This is a genomic window from Hornefia butyriciproducens (genome assembly GCF_009695915.1).
Taxonomy (GTDB): domain Bacteria; phylum Bacillota; class Clostridia; order Peptostreptococcales; family Anaerovoracaceae; genus Aminicella; species Aminicella butyriciproducens.
Genome location: NZ_VUMZ01000003.1, coordinates 206,802 through 225,274, shown reverse-complemented (window position 1 = coordinate 225,274; position 18,473 = coordinate 206,802). Strand labels below are relative to the sequence as shown.

General features: G+C 51.1%; 19 protein-coding genes. 11 read left to right on the top strand and 8 right to left on the bottom strand.

Translation table 11 applies throughout. The features are described from left to right. Positions 1–2 precede the first annotated feature (2 nt). The 11 genes from FYJ64_RS04815 to FYJ64_RS04765 all read left to right on the top strand — a co-directional run bounded on the left by FYJ64_RS04815 (position 3) and on the right by FYJ64_RS04765 (position 11,491). A complete protein-coding gene (locus FYJ64_RS04815) occupies positions 3–1,007 on the top strand; it encodes a hypothetical protein (protein ID WP_154574079.1) in 1,005 nt (334 codons plus the stop codon). After that, complete coding sequence (locus FYJ64_RS04810; protein ID WP_154574078.1) at positions 1,004–2,407, top strand: hypothetical protein; 1,404 nt, start codon at positions 1,004–1,006, stop codon at positions 2,405–2,407. Before FYJ64_RS04815 ends, FYJ64_RS04810 begins: the two co-directional genes overlap by 4 nt. An 11-nt stretch (positions 2,408–2,418) precedes the next feature. After that, complete coding sequence (locus FYJ64_RS04805; protein ID WP_154574077.1) at positions 2,419–3,477, top strand: hypothetical protein; 1,059 nt, start codon at positions 2,419–2,421, stop codon at positions 3,475–3,477. 2 nt (positions 3,478–3,479) lie between these two features. Continuing rightward, positions 3,480–4,175 (top strand): hypothetical protein, encoded by a 696-nt coding sequence (locus FYJ64_RS04800; protein WP_154574076.1) that lies wholly within the window; start codon positions 3,480–3,482, stop codon positions 4,173–4,175. Continuing rightward, positions 4,176–5,696, top strand: a complete 1,521-nt coding sequence (locus tag FYJ64_RS04795; protein WP_154574075.1) for a BspA family leucine-rich repeat surface protein — start codon at positions 4,176–4,178, stop codon at positions 5,694–5,696. 161 nt (positions 5,697–5,857) lie between these two features. After that, positions 5,858–6,274, top strand: coding sequence for a phage holin family protein (locus FYJ64_RS04790; protein WP_154574074.1), 417 nt, complete (start codon positions 5,858–5,860; stop codon positions 6,272–6,274). Next, positions 6,274–7,509, top strand: coding sequence for a glucosaminidase domain-containing protein (locus FYJ64_RS04785; RefSeq protein ID WP_154574073.1), 1,236 nt, complete (start codon positions 6,274–6,276; stop codon positions 7,507–7,509). The genes FYJ64_RS04790 and FYJ64_RS04785 overlap by 1 nt, the downstream gene beginning before the upstream one ends. A 154-nt stretch (positions 7,510–7,663) precedes the next feature. Continuing rightward, a complete protein-coding gene (locus FYJ64_RS04780) occupies positions 7,664–7,918 on the top strand; it encodes an SHOCT domain-containing protein (RefSeq protein WP_206045543.1) in 255 nt (84 codons plus the stop codon). Between the two features lie 30 nt (positions 7,919–7,948). Further along, entirely contained in the window at positions 7,949–9,508 is a 1,560-nt protein-coding gene (locus FYJ64_RS04775; protein WP_328596985.1) for a recombinase family protein, read from the top strand. A 4-nt stretch (positions 9,509–9,512) separates the two neighbouring features. Further along, a complete protein-coding gene (locus FYJ64_RS04770) occupies positions 9,513–9,929 on the top strand; it encodes a serine integrase family protein (RefSeq protein WP_154574072.1) in 417 nt (138 codons plus the stop codon). Beyond that, positions 9,929–11,491 carry a recombinase family protein gene (locus FYJ64_RS04765; RefSeq protein WP_154574071.1) on the top strand — a complete coding sequence of 521 codons (1,563 nt, stop codon included), beginning with the start codon at positions 9,929–9,931 and terminating at the stop codon, positions 11,489–11,491. Before FYJ64_RS04770 ends, FYJ64_RS04765 begins: the two co-directional genes overlap by 1 nt. 57 nt (positions 11,492–11,548) lie before the next feature. Here FYJ64_RS04765 and FYJ64_RS04760 read toward each other — a convergent pair whose 3' ends face one another. From FYJ64_RS04760 to ruvB, 8 genes are all read right to left on the bottom strand, one after another. Then, entirely contained in the window at positions 11,549–11,911 is a 363-nt protein-coding gene (locus FYJ64_RS04760) for a hypothetical protein (RefSeq protein WP_154574070.1), read from the bottom strand. A gap of 19 nt (positions 11,912–11,930) precedes the next feature. Beyond that, on the bottom strand, positions 11,931–12,323 hold the full coding sequence (locus tag FYJ64_RS04755; RefSeq protein ID WP_154574069.1) for a DUF5301 domain-containing protein: 393 nt from the start codon (positions 12,321–12,323) through the stop codon (positions 11,931–11,933). Positions 12,324–12,370: 47 nt separating this feature from the next. Continuing rightward, the gene (locus tag FYJ64_RS04750) at positions 12,371–13,171 is read right to left on the bottom strand and encodes a S1 family peptidase (RefSeq protein WP_206045542.1); all 801 of its coding nucleotides are present in this window, start codon (positions 13,169–13,171) and stop codon (positions 12,371–12,373) included. Positions 13,172–13,444: 273 nt separating this feature from the next. Beyond that, positions 13,445–14,620 carry a 23S rRNA (uracil(1939)-C(5))-methyltransferase RlmD gene (rlmD, locus tag FYJ64_RS04745; RefSeq protein ID WP_154574067.1) on the bottom strand — a complete coding sequence of 392 codons (1,176 nt, stop codon included), beginning with the start codon at positions 14,618–14,620 and terminating at the stop codon, positions 13,445–13,447. After that, positions 14,607–15,731: a tRNA guanosine(34) transglycosylase Tgt gene (tgt, locus tag FYJ64_RS04740; RefSeq protein WP_154574066.1), complete on the bottom strand. Its 1,125-nt coding sequence runs from the start codon at positions 15,729–15,731 to the stop codon at positions 14,607–14,609. Before tgt ends, rlmD begins: the two co-directional genes overlap by 14 nt. Next, complete coding sequence (locus FYJ64_RS04735; RefSeq protein WP_154574065.1) at positions 15,728–16,132, bottom strand: cupin domain-containing protein; 405 nt, start codon at positions 16,130–16,132, stop codon at positions 15,728–15,730. The genes tgt and FYJ64_RS04735 overlap by 4 nt, the downstream gene beginning before the upstream one ends. A 94-nt stretch (positions 16,133–16,226) precedes the next feature. Next, positions 16,227–17,273, bottom strand: a complete 1,047-nt coding sequence (queA, locus tag FYJ64_RS04730; protein WP_154574064.1) for a tRNA preQ1(34) S-adenosylmethionine ribosyltransferase-isomerase QueA — start codon at positions 17,271–17,273, stop codon at positions 16,227–16,229. 103 nt (positions 17,274–17,376) lie between these two features. Next, entirely contained in the window at positions 17,377–18,459 is a 1,083-nt protein-coding gene (gene ruvB, locus FYJ64_RS04725; protein ID WP_154574063.1) for a Holliday junction branch migration DNA helicase RuvB, read from the bottom strand. Positions 18,460–18,473 lie beyond the last annotated feature (14 nt).

Genomic DNA, 18,473 nt, shown 5'->3' with positions numbered 1-18,473 from the left:
CAATGAAATGGAATAATGGTTATAGCGCAAGCTATTATGCATACATCATTGATCCGGTAAGCTGGAGGGAAAAAGAAAGGATCGAGATCACAGGAGGCAGCATCAGCAGGTCGGAAGATGGCCTGCGAGAATCTGCCGATATCGAGTGCAAGGCATACGAGCACGGGAAGGAACAATATATACGCGTCTACCTTGATGCGTGGCAGAACGGAGCGGCTTCTCATGAGCCGCTTTTTACTGGCCTTGCCACAAGTCCATCGAGGGATATTGACGGGTATTTCGAGAAGAATACGCTGGAATGCTACTCCGTCTTAAAGGCTGCCGATGACGTGCTCCTCGACCGGGGATATTATGTCCCAGCAGGCACAGACGGTGCGGCTGCAGTGAAGGATCTGCTTTCTGTCTGCCCGGCACCTGTTTTTATAAACGGGGGCGCTCCGGGCATCCAGAAATCAATCATTGCTGAAGATGGTGAAAGCCACCTGTCTATGGCAGAGAAAGTTCTCGCAGTGATCGGCTGGCGTATGCGTATATCCGGGGATGGCACCATTGAAATCTGTCCGGAAGCGACATTGCAGCTGGCTGAGTTTGATCCCATCGAACAGGATGTGATCGAGCCTTCCATCACGGTCGATTATGACTGGTATTCCTGCCCTAACGTCTTCAGGGCTGCGCAGGATGACCTGTCGGCAGTAGCAAGGGATGATTCTCCGGAAAGTCCCCTCTCGACCGTGAACCGTGGCCGCGAGGTCTGGGCTGAAGAAACCTCCTGTGACTTCAATACCGGCGAGAGCATCTCGGAATATGCACTGCGAAGGCTCAGGGAGCTTCAGAGCATATCTACGACTGCTGCCTACGAAAGACGCTACCATCCGGGCATTCTGGTCGGCGATGTAATCAGACTCCGTTACCCAAAGCAAGGCCTTGATGGACTGTTTCAGGTCACATCCCAGACGGTCGAGCTTGGGTACGGAGCAAAAACGAGCGAGGAGGTCAAGAAAGTATGAGCAAAAGCATGAGCAAGGAAATGGTCAGGCTTATCGGTTCAGCGAATAAGAAAGGTACCTCGCCCTATGATACGCAGGCAGAAGTTGTACGTGTGGAGGGAGACACTGCATGGGTGCATATCCCGGGCGGCGTTGATGAGACACCAGTCCGGATGACCATGAACGCCAATCCCGGGGATATGGTTCAGGTCAGGGTGAGCGGCGGCAGAGCTTGGCTTACCGGTAACGCCTCCTCCCCACCGACGGATAACACGGAGGCTTATAAGGCGAGGGATACGGCTTTTGAGGCTGTGAAGATCGCGGAAGCATCTGAGAAGGAAGCCGAGCGTGCCAAGGAAGCTGCGGACAGTGCGGAAAGCTCTGCCAAGCGAGCACACAATAAAGCCGAAGAAGCAACTGCCTCCGCGCAACAGGCGCATGACAAAGCTGTGGAAGCTGAAGAAGCTGCGGAGGATGCAGCCAGTTCAGCAAGGACTGCAAACAGAGCTGCAAACGGTGCCCTCTCCCAGCTTTCCGTAGTGGAGGATGTGGTCGGCACCCTGACGTGGATATCTGAGCATGGAAGCTACGCACCTACAGATGATCTTGAGGTTGTGCCCGGCAAATATTACTTCACAAGGCAAGGCGACAGCTACAATGTCGTGGTAAGCCCACAAGGAAATCCCTCCGATCAGGGCTACTATGAGCTGACCTCTGTGGACGAGGCCGTATCAAACTATGTGGCGAGCCATCTGGCGCTGACGAATGCCGGACTGTGGGTGACCAACGATAACCAGAGCTACAAGATCCTGCTCGCAGCTGACGGCATGAAGGTCTATGACGCGCAAGGGAATCTGGTGGCAACCTTCGGTGAATCGATCCAGTTTTCATCCACCCGGCCACAATATATCGGCGGCGAGGATGCCTACATCATTTTCTATGACAGCAACAATGATGGGATCCCGGATGCGATCAATATTGGCGGCAGCAAGGTCACCCTCGGACAGAACAAGAAGCTGTCAGATCTTCTGACAACATTGGATATCCATACAAGACAGACAGATTCCGGTGCCGAGATCACAGTTGGAGATCAGACCGTTTCGCTGAAAGATGGAATTGATGCAGCCGTGCTCCGGATCGACTCTTCCCGGGGTACGGTCTTTAAAAATAACTCTGTAAACACGGTGCTGTCGGTAGCTGTATATATCGGTGGCCAGCGGATCACAAACATTACTGATCTAAGGAATACATTTGGAGCTTCTGCTCACCTTCAGTGGTACTGGCAGAGGCTCGGCGATGACAGCTTTTTCATTATCGTTGACAGTGATCATAAGCTGTCAAATGACGGCTTCACCCTGACGCTGACGCCGGAGGAAGTCGATACCAAAGTAACATTCATGTGTGAATTAATCACGGATTAGGAGGAAGCATAATGGCAATCAAATCTTCAGATCAAATCACAGTCGTCGACCTTACCGATGGCTATTCCGTCAACCTGACAAATGACTCATTCACTTTTGCCGGAGACAAGGACGGAAAAATTGCAACCCAGCAGAGCACCACCACAGTCATTCAAGCGCTGCGCGGTGATGAGGAGCCGACCATCTCCGTCGATAACTCCCAGATCACCAAGCCTTCCGGTGTAACGACCAGCTGGAATGCAAACACAAAGACGCTCACGATTACAGTATCCATAAGCGTAGCATCTGGCGGCGTCGTGACGATTCCGGTTGTGCTGGATGGCTCTGTCACGATCAACAAGGTCTTCTCCTTTGCTATTGCAAAGACAGGAGCAACCGGAGAGACCGGAGCTACAGGACGAGGGATATCTTCTACAACAATTGAATATCAGGTCGGATCGTCAGGCACCACTGTCCCGACCGGCACTTGGAGCAGCTCCCCTGTTGCCACAACTGCACAAGGACAGTTCCTTTGGACGAGGACAACGATCCACTATACTTCCGGCTCTGATTCTGTCAGCTACTCGGTCGCAGCCCACGGCTCCACCGGTGGACAAGGTGCAACCGGTCGCGGAATCTCCTCCACCGTAGTGGAATATCAGGTGGGCACCTCCGGAACCTCTGCACCGACCGGCACTTGGAGCACATCGCCTGTGGCAACAACAGCACAGGGACAGTATCTCTGGACGAGGACAACGATCCACTATACTTCCGGCTCCGACTCGATCAGCTATTCTGTTGCGGCTCATGGCAAGCAGGGCTCTCAGGGCAATCCGGGTGTTGATGCGATCCTGATCTCTATCACGGCCAGCAACGGTAACATCTTCAAGAACAACTCCGGGAGCACGATACTGACCGCACACGTGTATAAGGCCGGTGCGGAAGTGACCGGAAGCGCTCTTACCGCCCTCGGCACGATCAAGTGGTACAAGGACGGCGGCAGCATCGATGTTGGAACGGGAACGACACTGACGGTCAACGCATCAGATGTAACGAGCAAGGCGGTGTATGAGGCAAGATTGGAGGGATAAGCATGGCGATCAAAGCAAGAGAAACGATCACGATTATCAAGGAACGTGACGTCAATGCCACATGGCGCTTTTACCGCATCGCCTCATCCTCCTCCACTCCCTCGCAGCCAACGGAGGCTCAGGGAAAAGCCTATGTGAACAACCAAACTGTTCCTTCCGGCTGGAGCATCTCAGAGCCTGCATATGATGGGACTTCAACAAACAGCCTGTATACCTGCGACCTCACCTCTTTCACTGATGGCGAGGTCAGCTGGTCAGCGGTGTCAAAGGCATCTTCCTATGAGGCGGCGAAGCAGGCATATAACGAAGCGCAGAACGCAAAGAAAACCGCGACGAATTTCATGTCAGCAGACTCAACCGGAATCATGGTCGCGGATATGAGGAGTGGGTCACAGCAGACCCCCTCTAATCCTTCAGGCAGGAATGTATTGATCGACAATGACTCTGTGGATATCAGAAGAGGCTGCGATATTTTGGCCAGTTTCGGCGAAAACGTTGTTATCGGACAACCCGAAGGATGGCATCAGCGGATTAATTCAGATGAGACTGTGTTTGCTTATGGGAGCACAGTCTATACCTATCTGACGCCGGGCAAGATCCTATCTGAAAACATTGAAGTGAATGGCTCCTACTATTTAGGCGCCTATTCCCTAAGAGTTGCGGGTGACGGGAAACTCGTCATAGGAAGGAGAAAATAAATGGCTATTGCAAGTGGAACTTGTGGAACCTGTTCGTGGACAATTTCAGACTCAGGTGTTCTGACAATCGGAGCAGGAACTCTTCACGCACCTTGGTTAACCGGAATCATGAACTGCGGATGGCCTTGGGGAGATCATGTAAAAGATATCACTGCCTGTACAATTGCAACAGGAGTCGTTGTTGGAAAGCAGGAAGCTCTTATGGGCGGATATATTGATGACTATGTTACTTCAAATATGTTCTATGGCTGTTCAAACATGAAAAGCCTGACATTCCAAGGAACGTTCAACACGAGCAACGTTACAGATATGAGTGGCATGTTCTTTGGTTGTGCATCGCTTACCACACTCAACCTATCCCCATTTAACACAACTAAGGTAACTGATATGGGCATAATGTTTTCCGGATGCTCTCTATTAGCAACCGTTACCTTTGGCTCTTTATTTAGCACCTCAGCCCTAACAGAGTCTCAGGGACTTGGATTTGTTGGATATGATTTCCCAAGCGCAAGGAATCAAACCGGAAGCCTTATCGTGAACAGTGATGCTGCATTTCGTGCTTTGACTCCAGCCCAGCATGCTGGGACATGGTCAAGAAGTGCATCCAGTGTCACTTTTAGAGTGACAGCAACAAGGACAAGTGGTGGCCAAGAAGACGAAGATGGTGAAGATGTGACCATAGCTCTCACATGGCTTACTGGGGCATCGACATCAGAGAGAACTATGACAATATATATGAAACCAGCCTCAGACTCCACGTATCCTTCTGAGCCTTCAGCTTCAAAAACGCTTTCCGGAAATTCTGGAACCGACACTCTTTCTATAGAAGCTGTCGGAGATGACGCATATGACTTCAAGGTGCAGTTTTATGATGGGACAGACACTTATATCGCTTTCCCCTCTGTAACGTCAAATGTTCGTCTCGTCACGATTGATGAGAATGGCTGTGTTGAAATTGCCGGTCATCCAACAAATTGCTCTTGGGTATTTCAGAGAGATTATGCAGCACTCCGTAAAATCAGAAAAATACTTGATACTGGGATGCATCCTTTTTTCGATACTCTGACCCAATTTGGTGATTGGGCAATGGCCACATATGGTGAGAACGTATGGTTGAGCTATGTGACGAACGAGAACTATGAATCCGAAACCAATACTCAGGACGCATATTTTAAGTTCAATGCCAATGGGAGTTTTGCGCCATCTGGAAAATATATGTCTGGATCAAATGCGCTCTTTGTTACTGCTACACTTTCTGCTGATAATAAGAGCATAGCAAAATCAACCACCTCATCGTTCACGTTCTCCATTGCAAAATCCGGATATACTCCAATTGCGATCAGAGGTTTCGATCTTGACAATGCATCATCAAGTGGTGCGAATGTGGCATATTGCTCTGTTCTTGCCGCAAAGATCAAGGATGCAAGTACAGCAGAATTCCAGATAAGGAACAACCATACTGCAGCGGCAAAGATAAAGATGATTCTTTATGTAACATATATTGCAACAGCTGCTTTATAGGAGGGAAGTATCATGAACTGCATAATAACATTACTCGCAGGAGTCTGCCTTGGCATTCCGCTGGGCTGGGCTCTTTTATTTTGCCTTGTTACAAAAGACATCTGGCCGAAAGAGCCAAAGTCTAAAGATGAGTGGAAAGTCATGTAAAGGAGGAATTTGCTATGAAGGAATTTTGGTTAATGATTCAGGCCGTGTTCACAGGACTCGGTGGATGGATCGGTTACTACTTGGGAGGATGTGATGGTCTATTGTATGCACTTATCGCTTTTGTTACAGTTGATTACCTGACTGGCGTCATGTGTGCAATAGCCGACAAAAAGCTGTCAAGCAACGTAGGATTTAAGGGCATCTGCAGAAAGGTGCTCATTTTTTTACTCGTCGGCATTGCCAACATCATTGATGTTCAGGTAATCGGGCAGGTCGGAATCCTGCGTACAGCCGTTATCTTCTTTTATCTTTCCAATGAAGGTGTGAGCCTTCTTGAAAACGCCGGTCACCTCGGACTGCCAATTCCAGAACAGCTTAAAACAGTTCTGGAGCAGCTCCATGACCGTGCCGGAAAGGATGGTGATCAGTAATGGGGTATACAAACAGCAAACTGGTCGTTTACAAGAAACTCTCTCCGAACCACTCCGGAAAGAGAACCCATGCAATCGACCGCATTACACCCCACTGTGTCGTTGGCCAGTGTACCGCAGAAGGCCTCGGAAGCTGGTTTGCAAAGACATCCACGCAGGCCTCCAGCAATTACGGAATCGATAAGGATGGCCGCATCGGGCTCTACGTTGATGAGAAGAACCGCTCATGGTGCTCCTCCAGTAATGCCAATGACCAGAGAGCCGTGACGATCGAGTGCGCTTCCGATACTAAGGAACCGTACACGATGAACAGCAAAGTCTATGCGACACTGGTCAAGCTCTGTGTAGACATCTGCAAGAGGAACGGTAAAAAGAAGCTGCTCTGGATCAGCAACAAGAGCAAGGCGCTGAACTATGTACCGAAGTCTGATGAGATGATCCTGACGGTACACCGCTGGTTTGCCAACAAGTCCTGCCCGGGAAACTGGCTCTACAGCAGGCTCGACAAACTGGCCACGGAGGTTACAAAGCAGCTCAGCAGTTCCACTGCTTCAGGCCTGAAGGCATCCAGTCTTAAGGATCTGTCTGACGCTGATGTGATCAAGAAAGTCGGCGCTCTCTTCACTGCTGATATGAAGAAGTCCGGCATCCTTGCCTCCGTCTCCCTCGCACAGTTTATTCTGGAGTCCAGCTACGGCAAATCCGAGCTGGCACAGAAAGCTAATAACTGCTTTGGTATGAAGAAGTCTCTGTCCGGCAACACATGGTCTGGTTCCGTGTGGGATGGCAAGAGCGTCTACACCAAAAAGACGAAGGAACAGAATAAGGATGGATCGTACACTACGATCACTGCCGACTTCAGAAAGTATCCTTCTGTCGAGGATTCCATTGCGGATCACTCTGCATACCTGCTCGGTGCCAAGAACGGCAGCAAGAAAAGGTATGCCGGTCTGAAGGGCTGCAAGGATTACAAGAAGGCGGCAAAGATCATCAAGGACGGCGGCTATGCGACCAGTCTCACCTATGTCGATAAGCTCTGCAGCATCATCGAAAAATGGAAGCTGACGCAGTACGATGTAAAGTCCAGTTCTTCTTCCAAGAAGTCCATCGATACCCTTGCCAAGGAAGTCATCGCTGGTAAATGGGGTAACGGTGAGGAACGGAAGCAGAAGCTCACTGCTGCCGGATATGATTACAATGCCGTTCAGAAAAGAGTCAATGAAATCCTGTCATAATTCTTTCTCGCCGCTTGTGGGCTCCGCGCCTGCAGGCGGCTCTTTTTTTTTTTCGTCAAATCGCCCTCCTGACCTCCAGTGGAAAGTGAAGAACTTTCAGAAGCACCCCATCAATGAGCCTTCTGAATGTCCGTACTACGAAGGAGGTGTCCTCATGACAGATACATTAAGCCCGGAAGTCAAGTCTGCCCTCTCCGGTATAACAACAGATCGCTTTTTTACCCCGGAGCAGTTTCAGCAAGATATCGACTATTACCGCGCCCAGATCATCACAAAAGCTCTGCTTGATGCGGAGCTGATCAGCTTGGAAGAATACCACAAAATGAGTGAGCTGAACGCGCAATCTTTCTCTCCGTTTCTCGTGGATATATTTCCTAATACCGTTGATAGTACTGCGGTTCAGAGGTAATATACGACACTACCGAAGGGAGGTGAAACAGTGAAAAAGGTCACGAAGATCAAGGCAAAGCAGGCTCCTGCAGCAGAAAAGACTAAATTCCGTGTTGCTGCCTACTGCCGTGTGTCCACGGACTCCGATGCGCAGCTCGAAAGTCTGGAAGCCCAGAAACAGCACTACGAAAGCTACATCGCCTGTCGGGACGACTGGACATTTGCCGGGCTCTACTACGACGAAGGCATCACCGGCACCAAGAAGGACAAGCGACCTGAACTGATGCGGATGATCCGGGACTGCGAGACTGGCAAGATCGACTATGTCATTACCAAGTCCATCAGCCGCTTTTCCCGGAATACAACCGATTGTCTGGAGATGGTCAGAAAGCTCCTCGACCTGAATATCCCGATCTACTTCGAAAAGGAAAACCTGAACACCGGCTCAATGGAAAGCGAGCTTTTCCTTGCGATCTTAAGCAGCATGGCCGAGGGCGAGTCTGTATCCATCTCGGAGAACAGCAAGTGGTCGATACAGAAGCGCTTCAAGAACGGAACCTTCAAGATCAGCTACCCACCCTACGGCTATGATTGGGACGGCGATCAGATGGTTGTGATTCCAGAACAGGCCGAAAACGTCCGCTGGATTTTTGATCAGGTGCTGGCAGGTCGTGGCACGCAGGACATTGCCAAAGACCTGAACGCCAAAGGAATCTGTACTAAAAAGGGAAATCGCTGGACGGCGAACACGATACGCACACTGATCGTCAATGAGAAATACACCGGCGATGTGATATTCCAGAAAACTTATACGGACTCGCAGTTCAACCGGCACGTGAACAACGGTGAAAAAGATCAATACGCTCTGGCTGATCATCATGAAGCCATCGTAAGCCGAGAAGTTTTCGCAGCAGCCCGTGAAGTGCTCCGTCAACACAGCAAAGAAAAAGGCATCGTCAAAGGGAGTGACAAATACCTGAACCGGTACTGCTTCTCCGGTAAGATCATCTGCGGTGAATGCGGCGACGTCTTCAAGCGCCGGACGCATTACTGCAGCGAATACAAATACATCGTCTGGGCTTGCAGCACGCATCTCGACGACAAGAGCAAATGCTCCATGAAGTTCATCCGGGACGATGCACTAAAGGCTGCCTTTGTGACGATGATCAACAAGCTGATCTTCGCGAGGAAGCTGATCCTGAAGCCATATGTGCAAGCGCTGCGCAAGGGAAACAACGACGACTCCCTCCATAGGATTCAGGAGCTGCAAACCCTGCTCATGGAAAACAGCCAGCAGAAAGAACGTCTGACCGGATTCATGGCGCAAGGCTATATTGACCAGATTCTCTATAACGAGGAGATGAACACCCTGCTCGCACAGGCTGACAGATACAACACGGAAATCGAAATGCTGAGCAAAAGCGTCAAAGGCGACGCCTGCCAAATTCAGGCCGCAACTACCCTGCTCCGCTTTACGGAGAAAAGCTCCATGCTCGACTCCTTCGATGATGAATTATTCGAAGAGACCGTTAGCTGCGTCCGGGTGCTCTCAAGGGAAAAGATCGCCTTTGAACTGAAATGCGGACTCACGCTAACAGAAAGGATGTGAAGAAATGGGACATACCCCTTATGGTTACCGGATCGTAAACGGGAACGCAGTCATCGACAATGATGCTGCAGACAGGCTCCGGAACCTTTACAAAAACTACCTCGCAGGCATGGGGCTCATGTCGGCTGCGGCAGAGGTCGGAATCGACGCTTATCACGGCAGTGTAAAGCGGCTCCTGAGTAATAAGCACTATCTCGGCGATGCCTTCTACCCTGCCATCATCGGTGAAAGCACCTTTACAAGGGCTCAGGAAGAAATCACGAGGCGTGCGGAAGCCCTCGGCAGGAATGGCCGGAAGACAAAGCCACGGGAGGTAAAGCCGTTCAGACGATTCAAGCTTGGTGAGCTCACTGAGCACTTTGACAGCCCGGTGCAGCAGGCAGAATACATTTATAGCCAGATTGAAAGTGAGGTAAGCTGATGGCAAACGTTACCTTCATACCAGCCAAACGGCAGGTCGGAAACAATATCAAAAAAGCTGAGAAGCCAAAGCTCCGAGTCGCGGCGTACTGCAGAGTCAGTACTGACAGCGATGAGCAGGCCACCAGCTACGATGCACAGATTGAGCATTACACAGAGTACATTTCAAAGAATCCAGAATGGGTACTGGCTGGCATCTTTGCAGATGACGGCATCACCGGCACCAACACTAAGAAGCGTGACGAGTTTAACCGCATGATCGACGAATGCCATGCCGGAAACATCGACATGATCATCACTAAGTCAATCAGCCGGTTTGCGCGTAACACGCTGGACTGCCTGAAATATATCCGTGAGCTCAAGGATAAGAACATCCCGGTTTTCTTTGAAAAGGAGTCCATCAACACAATGGATTCTAAAGGCGAGGTGCTGCTTACCATCATGGCCTCCCTCGCCCAGCAGGAATCCCAGAGCCTTTCACAGAATGTAAAAATGGGAATCCAGTATCGCTACCAGCAAGGCAAGGTACAGGTCAATCACAACCGCTTTCTCGGTTACACCAAAGACTCAGACGGCAATCTGGTCATCGACCCCGAACAGGCCGAGATCGTCAAACGTATCTACCGGGAATATCTCGAAGGCAAAAGCATGGATAAGATCGCTGCCGGTCTGGAAGCTGACTGTATTCTCACCGGCGCTGGGAAAGAGAGATGGCACCCCAGCACCATAAAGAAGATCCTGACAAACGAGAAGTACATCGGTGATGCCCTGCTTCAGAAGACCTATACCACGGACTTTTTGACGAAGAAGCGAGTTAAGAACAACGGCACCATGCCGCAGTACTATGTGGAAGGTGATCATGAGGCCATCATTCCGAAAGACATCTTCCTGCTGGTGCAGGAGGAACTGGCCAGAAGACGCAGAGTGCATACCACCGAGAATGGCAGGCGCCGCTGTTACTCCTGCAAGCACTGCTTCGCACAGATCATTTTTTGCGGCGAGTGCGGAGAATATTACCGGCGCGTTCATTGGAACAACCGAGGCTGCAGGTCGATCGTCTGGCGGTGCTGCTCACGGCTTGAGAACACCGGCCATGCCTGCCGCAGCCGCACAGTGAATGAAACGATTCTGGAGCAGGTGGTGATTGACGCCATCAATCAGGTGCTCTGCCAGAAAACTGACTTCCTGAAAACACTGCAGTCCAACATGAAAACTGCCATTTCAGATCGAGATACTCTCTCCCCAGAAGTCATCGACGCGCGGATGAAGGAATTACAGAAAGAGCTCATCAAGAAAGCCAACCAGAGCGCGGACTATGATGCCATCACTGATGAGATAATCCGGCTCCGGGATATGCGCAAGCAGTCCGAAGTCGACAGTGTCCTCCGGGATGACCAGATGAAACGGATCAAAGACCTGCAGGACTTCATCAATAAGCAGGCCGCTGACATCACAAAATTTGACGAGGCACTGGTCTCAAGGCACATTGCCAAGATCACCGTCTTCGAGGATCACTTCACAGTAGACTTCAAGTCCGGGATCACAATCGACATCGAGGCATAATAAGAGCTCCCCACCGCCGTGATTGGTAGTGAGGAGCTCTGGTCTGTCTCTTTTTTCTTATCTTCTTCTCTTCCTGCAAATTGCCACAATGCATCCAATTACAATAGGAATAGGATGCAAATACCACAGAAGGTCAAGCCCGGTTGTCACTACCATTAATCCTACCAGTGATACAAACGCCGTAATCAGATAACATACCAGTAGCACTACACCTAAAACCAAGCCTGCCTTTCCTTTTCCCCAGAGACAGGTGACAAGAAATCCGATTCCCATGATCCACGCACCGGTCTTATAAGGATTGATGATTGTAAAGACAGGCAAAAGGAGATCCTGTGTTGCTTCAGGTAAAGCAAAAATATACACCCCCATGAGCACAAATATTACTATGCAAATAATATCAATGATCTTGACCGCTTTCATAGACATTGCGACACCTCACTTACTCTTGACGCAGAGTCTCTTCTAAATTATCTTCCAGCTCGTAGATTCCCCTGTACGGTTGTTCGATATAATGTTTACTATCTTTATCATAGTAGTAAACCACTGTTGCTTCACCAGCGGTATTGATGCTGATGGTTCCGTAAGCGTCAACATTTGCAGGCTGGTCGTTTACGGATTGTACTCGGGTCGGTTTAGCTGCACTTAAAGCAGTCATGACTGTCTCGATCTGAGTGGTTTCTGTGATATCGGCTTTAGCTCCGTCGATCGTAATGACCTCTATACTTGTGACAGCCTCATTGGATGGCAAATCTATCGGCTCAGCTTTCTTTCCACATCCAGCCAAAACTGTCAGAATGCAAATCATTGTTATTATGAGAATCCTTCTACTCATTCTTCCTTATTTGACCTCATATCTATACGGAAACGGAACATGCCATGTCATTTCTCCTCTTGCCATCCGCTGATGCACTCATTGATCTGATCTGTTGGTATCATCACACCATATCGGAAACGCCCAAATACATCTCTGCCGCCGCCTATGTTGATACCGACCAGCTCCATGCTTTCGTTATACACTGCGCTTCCACTGCTGCCGGGTGCTTCATATGCACTATGTTTTACGACCAGATTGTCAGACTGATCATCATTGAAACTGAAGTTCTCTGGTTTACTGGATTTGATTTTGCCGTATGTACTAACAAACTTCTCTCCTTCCGGATTGGATATCACAGCTATTCGATCTCCCTTCTCAGGCATTGTTTCTGCGATTTGTACGACAGAGATTTGCTTGTCAGACTCAAATGAAATAACAGCCAAATCAGATTCCTCTTTCTCGAATTCAACCTTTACTTTAGGAAGCTGATTATAATACTCTTCCTGCCCTACGCCTTCATGTTCTTTTTTGTAGTCGAAAACGGACGGATCATCCGGTGTTATGACTACAAAATAATCGATCTCATCATTCGCAAGAACATGAAATGCGGTCAAAGCATAATACTTGTTCTCTGTTTTTTCTATTACAACTCCGCTGCTTCCGGCACCATATGCAATTCCCCCATCATGCTTATCGACTGAAACAATTCTGATGTTTACATTCATCACATCAGAAAGATCAGTCTGCATATCAGTGTATATGCGATGCTTTGCCTGATAGTCTGTAACTGATGGAAGAATACCGATCAAAAGCGCGAGAGTAAGCACAATGCAAATTATTAGAATGATACCGATGCTCTTCTTCATAGCATGCTGCTCCTTACAATTACAATCTGCCGTTTTCATCCCTGACATCTAAATAACGCACTCAACCCCCGACATCTAAACAGCCCACTCAACCCTATGGTTTCTGACATCTAAATGGCGCACTCGACCCCCGACATCTAAATGGCCTACTCAACCCTCCGGCAAAATGACCTTTAGATAAGTTTCCGGGGAGTGTTTTTTGAGCTTCCTGAGTGGCCGACTCGATAGAAGCTAATTCCATAAACCGCTTGTTTTCAAGCCTTTCATCGCCTCTTATGTGTTTGCTTTAGACATCAATACTACCGTCTCCACATGTCGGGTCATCGGGAAATTGTCGTATGGCCGGACATACTCGGCCTCGTATCCCAGTTCGGCGAACCAGGCCAGATTTTTCACCAGGCTTTTGGGATTGCAGGAGATGTAGAGGATCTGCTTCACGCCGTAGGAGGCGATGCGGGTTACGGCCTCCTGTGACATGCCCGCTCGAGGCGGATCGACGATGATCACATCCGGCTTGTCCTGCCGCGTGTCCAGAACAGCGAACACGTCGCCGCAGACGAACTCGCAGTTATCCAGTCCGTTCAGAGCCGCGTTCTCCCGAGCGGATTCCACACTTTCCGGAACGATTTCGACGCCCAGAACCCGGGCAGCGGATCGGGCGGCAATCTGGCTGATCGTGCCGGTGCCGCAGTACAGATCGAAAACAGTCTTTCCCTCCAGATCGGGGATCAGTGCGAGCGCCTCGCTGTAAAGACGCTCCACGGCATCAACATTAGTCTGGAAGAATGCGAATTCATGGACGATAAACCGGAGCCCCAGAAGTTCTTCGTAATAATATTCCCGTCCGTAGAGGAGACGCAGTTCGTCGCAGGCCACCGTATCAGCCAGCCCATCGTTCAGCGTATGCATGATGCCAACGATTCTGCAGTCCAGAGGCAGTGCCAGAAGACCCTCCTTCCAAGCATCCTCGTCGAACTCACTCTGGGAAGATGTAACGATGTTTACCAGCAGTTCTCCGGTTCGCACGCCGCGGCGCACCACAAGATTCCGCAGAAGCCCTAAGTGGGATTTTTTGTGATATTTCACATATCCCCGGTCAGTGCAGAAATCAAGAGTGAACCGCAGAATACGGTTGAAATCAGGATGCACCAGCTGGCACTCATCCACCGTTACAATAGACATGAAGTTTTTTATTTTGTGCATTCCCAGGCACAAAGGACCGTCCTTGACCATATCGCCGAAGGTGTACTCCATTTTGTTGCGGTAGCCGAAACGTTGCTCCCGCGGGCAGCCCTCGATAGGAGCAAACCGCGCGGGAGTGATTTCCGCAGAGGAAAAAAGCGACCGCACCGCACTTTCCTTTGTCCGGAGCTGCTCTCCGTAGTCAGTTCCCTGATAAGTGCAGCCGCCGCAAAACTCATTATGCCTGCAGATGTTATTCTGTTCCATAGTATTTATCATAGAATTCCTTTTTAAACTCAGTAAACCGGTCTTCCTCAATCGCCTTCCGCATTCCCGCCATCATATTGATCAGGAAGTGCAGGTTGTGATTGGACAGGAGCATCGCGGACATCATTTCCCCAGCCTTGAAGACGTGGCGGATATACGCTCTGCTGTAATTCCGGCAGGTATAACAGTCGCATTCCGGATCCAGCGGACCAAAATCGCGCTCGAACCGAGCGTTCTTAATGTTTATTCTGCCGCGGCTCGTGGTGGCCAGACCGTGCCGCGCGATGCGGGTAGGCTCCACACAGTCGCACATGTCAATTCCCCGTTCCACAGCCTCAAAGAGATAATCCGGAGTGCCGACCCCCATCAGGTACCGTGGCCTGTCCTGGGGAAGATAATCCACACAGTCGTCCAGAATTTCCAGCATCTGCTCCTTCGGCTCTCCCACGGAAAGCCCGCCGATGGCGTATCCGGGGAAATCCATCTCCACCATACGCTCCGCGCATTCCCTGCGGAGATCCCGGTACATACCGCCCTGCATGATCGCGAACAAAGACTGACGCTCCCTGTTCCGGTGCGCCGCCTTGCATCTCTCCAGCCAGCGCAGTGTGCGCTCCATGGAGTCCCGGATATATTCTCTGTCGGCGGGATACGGCGCGCATTCGTCGAAGGCCATCATGATATCAGAGCCCAGCGCGTTCTGGATCTCCACAGCCTTCTCCGGCGTAAGAATGTGCCGTGAACCGTCAATATGACTCTGAAATTGCACGCCCTCCTCGGTGATCTTCCGCAGCTGCCCCAGCGAAAACACCTGAAATCCGCCGCTGTCCGTCAGAATCGCACGGTTCCAGTTCATAAAGCGGTGCAGGCCTCCGGCCTCCCGGATCAGCTCGTGCCCCGGCCGCAGATACAGATGATATGTGTTGGATAGAATGATTTCCGCGCCCAGCTCCCTGACCTGCTCCGGACGCATCGCCTTGACTGCGGCCTGTGTGCCCACCGGCATGAATACCGGGGTCTGAATGTCGCCGTGAGGCGTATGAATCACGCCGCGCCGCGCTCCCGTTTTGCGGTCCTGATGAATCAGCTCGTATGATATCGCATCCGTCATAAGGTATCCCCTTTTTTCTCCTCATCGGCATTCTGACCGCGGCTCCGTTCCTCCTGTGCTCCGCCGGACGAGCCGTGCTCCGACACCACCGAGAAGAATACCAGGTCCTCCTCGCCTTTGTTCGCCACTCCATGTGAATGTCCCTTGGGGCAGTATCCGCACATTCCGGCCTGCAGTTCCTCCTCTACGCCGTCATACACCGCAGAGGCCACGCCCTGCAGGATATACATGATTTCAGAACAATCCTCATGCCGGTGATACCCGATGGATGCTCCGGGCTCCAGTTTCATGAACATGATGCGATTGTCCGTGTCTTTGTACATGCGAACCGCAGTATCCTTTTCACCGCCCCTGAAATTAGCCCAGGTCAATGTCGGCATTTTGTTAAAATCCAATATCATTTCAACCTTCCTTTTCTATCGATGCACCCACCGATAAATCCTGTAAAACTAGCCCATATTACTGCTCACGGTCTTCTGCGGAACCGCGCGTCATCTATTCGATCAGCATGGCGTCACCGTAGCTGAAAAAACGATATTGTTTTTCCACCGCCTCTCTGTACGCATCCAGAATCTTCTCCCGGTCGTACAGCGCGGAAACCAGCATGATCAGCGTGGATTTCGGCAGGTGGAAATTCGTGATAAGCGCATCCACGATTTTATACTCGTATCCGGGATAGATGAAAATTCCGGTGCTCCCGTGCCCCGCCTTCACAAGATACCGGCCGCAGGCTTCGTCATAGAATGCCGCGCTTTCCAGCGTTCTGGTCGATGTTGTTCCGACCGAGACGATTCGGCCGCCTGCGCGGATCGTCTCGTTAATTACGGAGGCAGTGTCCTCGTCCACAAAATATTCTTCGAAGTGCATCTGATGCTCCTCGATGTTTTCACACTTCACGGGACGGAATGTCCCGATTCCGACATGAAGGGTCACATACGCGAGCTTCACGCCCTTTTCCTGCGCCTTCCTGAGCAGTTCCTCGGTAAAATGGAGTCCTGCCGTAGGCGCAGCCACAGATCCGTCCACCCGGCTGTACACCGTCTGATACATATCCCGGTCCTCATCAGTGCTTTCCCTCTCGATATACGGCGGAAGAGGCATTTTCCCGAGTTCCTCCAGACGTTCCATGAAGATCCCGTCATAGAGGAAACGAACCTTCCTTGTTCCGCCTTCACTGTAATCCAGGATCTCCGCCCGAAGTCTGCCTTCGCCGAAACTGACGGAGTCTCCGGGCTTCAGCCGTCGTCCCGGGCGAACCAGTGTTTCCCATACATCTCCTTCGATTCTTTTGCTCAGCAGGAACTCGATGTGCGCGCCGGTTCCCTCCTTCTGCCCGAACAGGCGGGCCGGAATCACTCTGGAGTCATTCAGGACAAGGCAGTCCGTCGGTTTCAGATGCTCCAGTATGTCGTAAAAATGCTGATGAAGGATTGTTCCGTGCTCACGGTTCAGGACCATCAGCCTGCAGTGATCCCGCCGCTGCTCCGGAGTTTGCGCGATCAATTCCTTCGGCAGTTCATAATCAAAGTCTTCTATTCTCATATGCCTCTCATACTTTCTTCGTTACTCTCTCCTCATTGCCTGTCACAAATCCCGTATTGCCGCGGAACTCCACAAGGCCGTGTCCGTCGCACTTTCCACGGTGCTACACGAACCTGATCTGCTCATCCTTTTCTTCACCTTCTCCGGTGCGTTCCTCCGACTCTGAGATTTCCCGGCGGTCATCCTCATAGGGATATCTCAGACCCATATGCTCATATCCCAGCCGGGAAACCATGCGCCCCTTCTGAGTGCGGTAGAGCAGTCCGGTCTGGATCAGGTACGGCTCGTAGGCGTCCTCTATGGTGATCCGCTCCTCTCCGATAGATGCCGCGATCGTATCGATGCCCACCGGACCTCCGCCGAACCGGTCGATGATTGTAGACAGGATCTCACGATCCAGACGCTCCAGACCCAGGCTGTCCACCCCAAGCGCTTTCAGTCCTTCCTCTGTTATCGCCAGATCGATCCGGCCGTTCCCCCGCACCTGAGAGAAATCACGGATCCGCTTCAGGAGACGGTTCGCGATACGGGGGGTTCCCCGTGAACACTGCGCCATCAGAAGCGTCGCGTCCTCGTCGATCTCCACGCCCATCAGCCGCGCCGAACGTCTGATGATGTCCGCCAGCTCCTCCTTTTTATAAATCTCAAACTTGCTGATGACTCCGAACCGGTCCCGCAGCGGAGCTGACAGACTGCCCGCGCGGGTCGTCGCTCCGATCAGCGTGAAACGGGCGATATCCAGACGGATAGACCGGGCGGAGGGGCCTTTCCCGATGATGATGTCCAGTGCGTAGTCCTCCATGGCGGAATACAGTACCTCCTCAACACTGCGGTTCAGCCGGTGAATTTCATCAATAAACAGAACGTCGTTGTCGTTCAGATTGGTCAGAATCGCCGCCAGATCGCCGGCTCGCCCGATTGCCGGACCGGAGGTAATCTTGATGTCCACGCCCAGTTCGTTTGCGATGATTCCCGCCAGCGTCGTCTTGCCGAGTCCCGGGGGGCCGTAGAACAAAACATGGTCCAGGGGCTCTCCCCGCAGTTTCGCCGCTTCAATAAAGACCTTCAGGTTACCCTTGGCGTCTGTCTGGCCGATAAAATCCTCCAGATGCTGAGGCCGCAGGAGAACTTCCTGTCCCGCCTCTGCGGCGCCCGCACTGGATTGCGTAATTCGTTCTGATTCCATGATCTGCTCGCTCC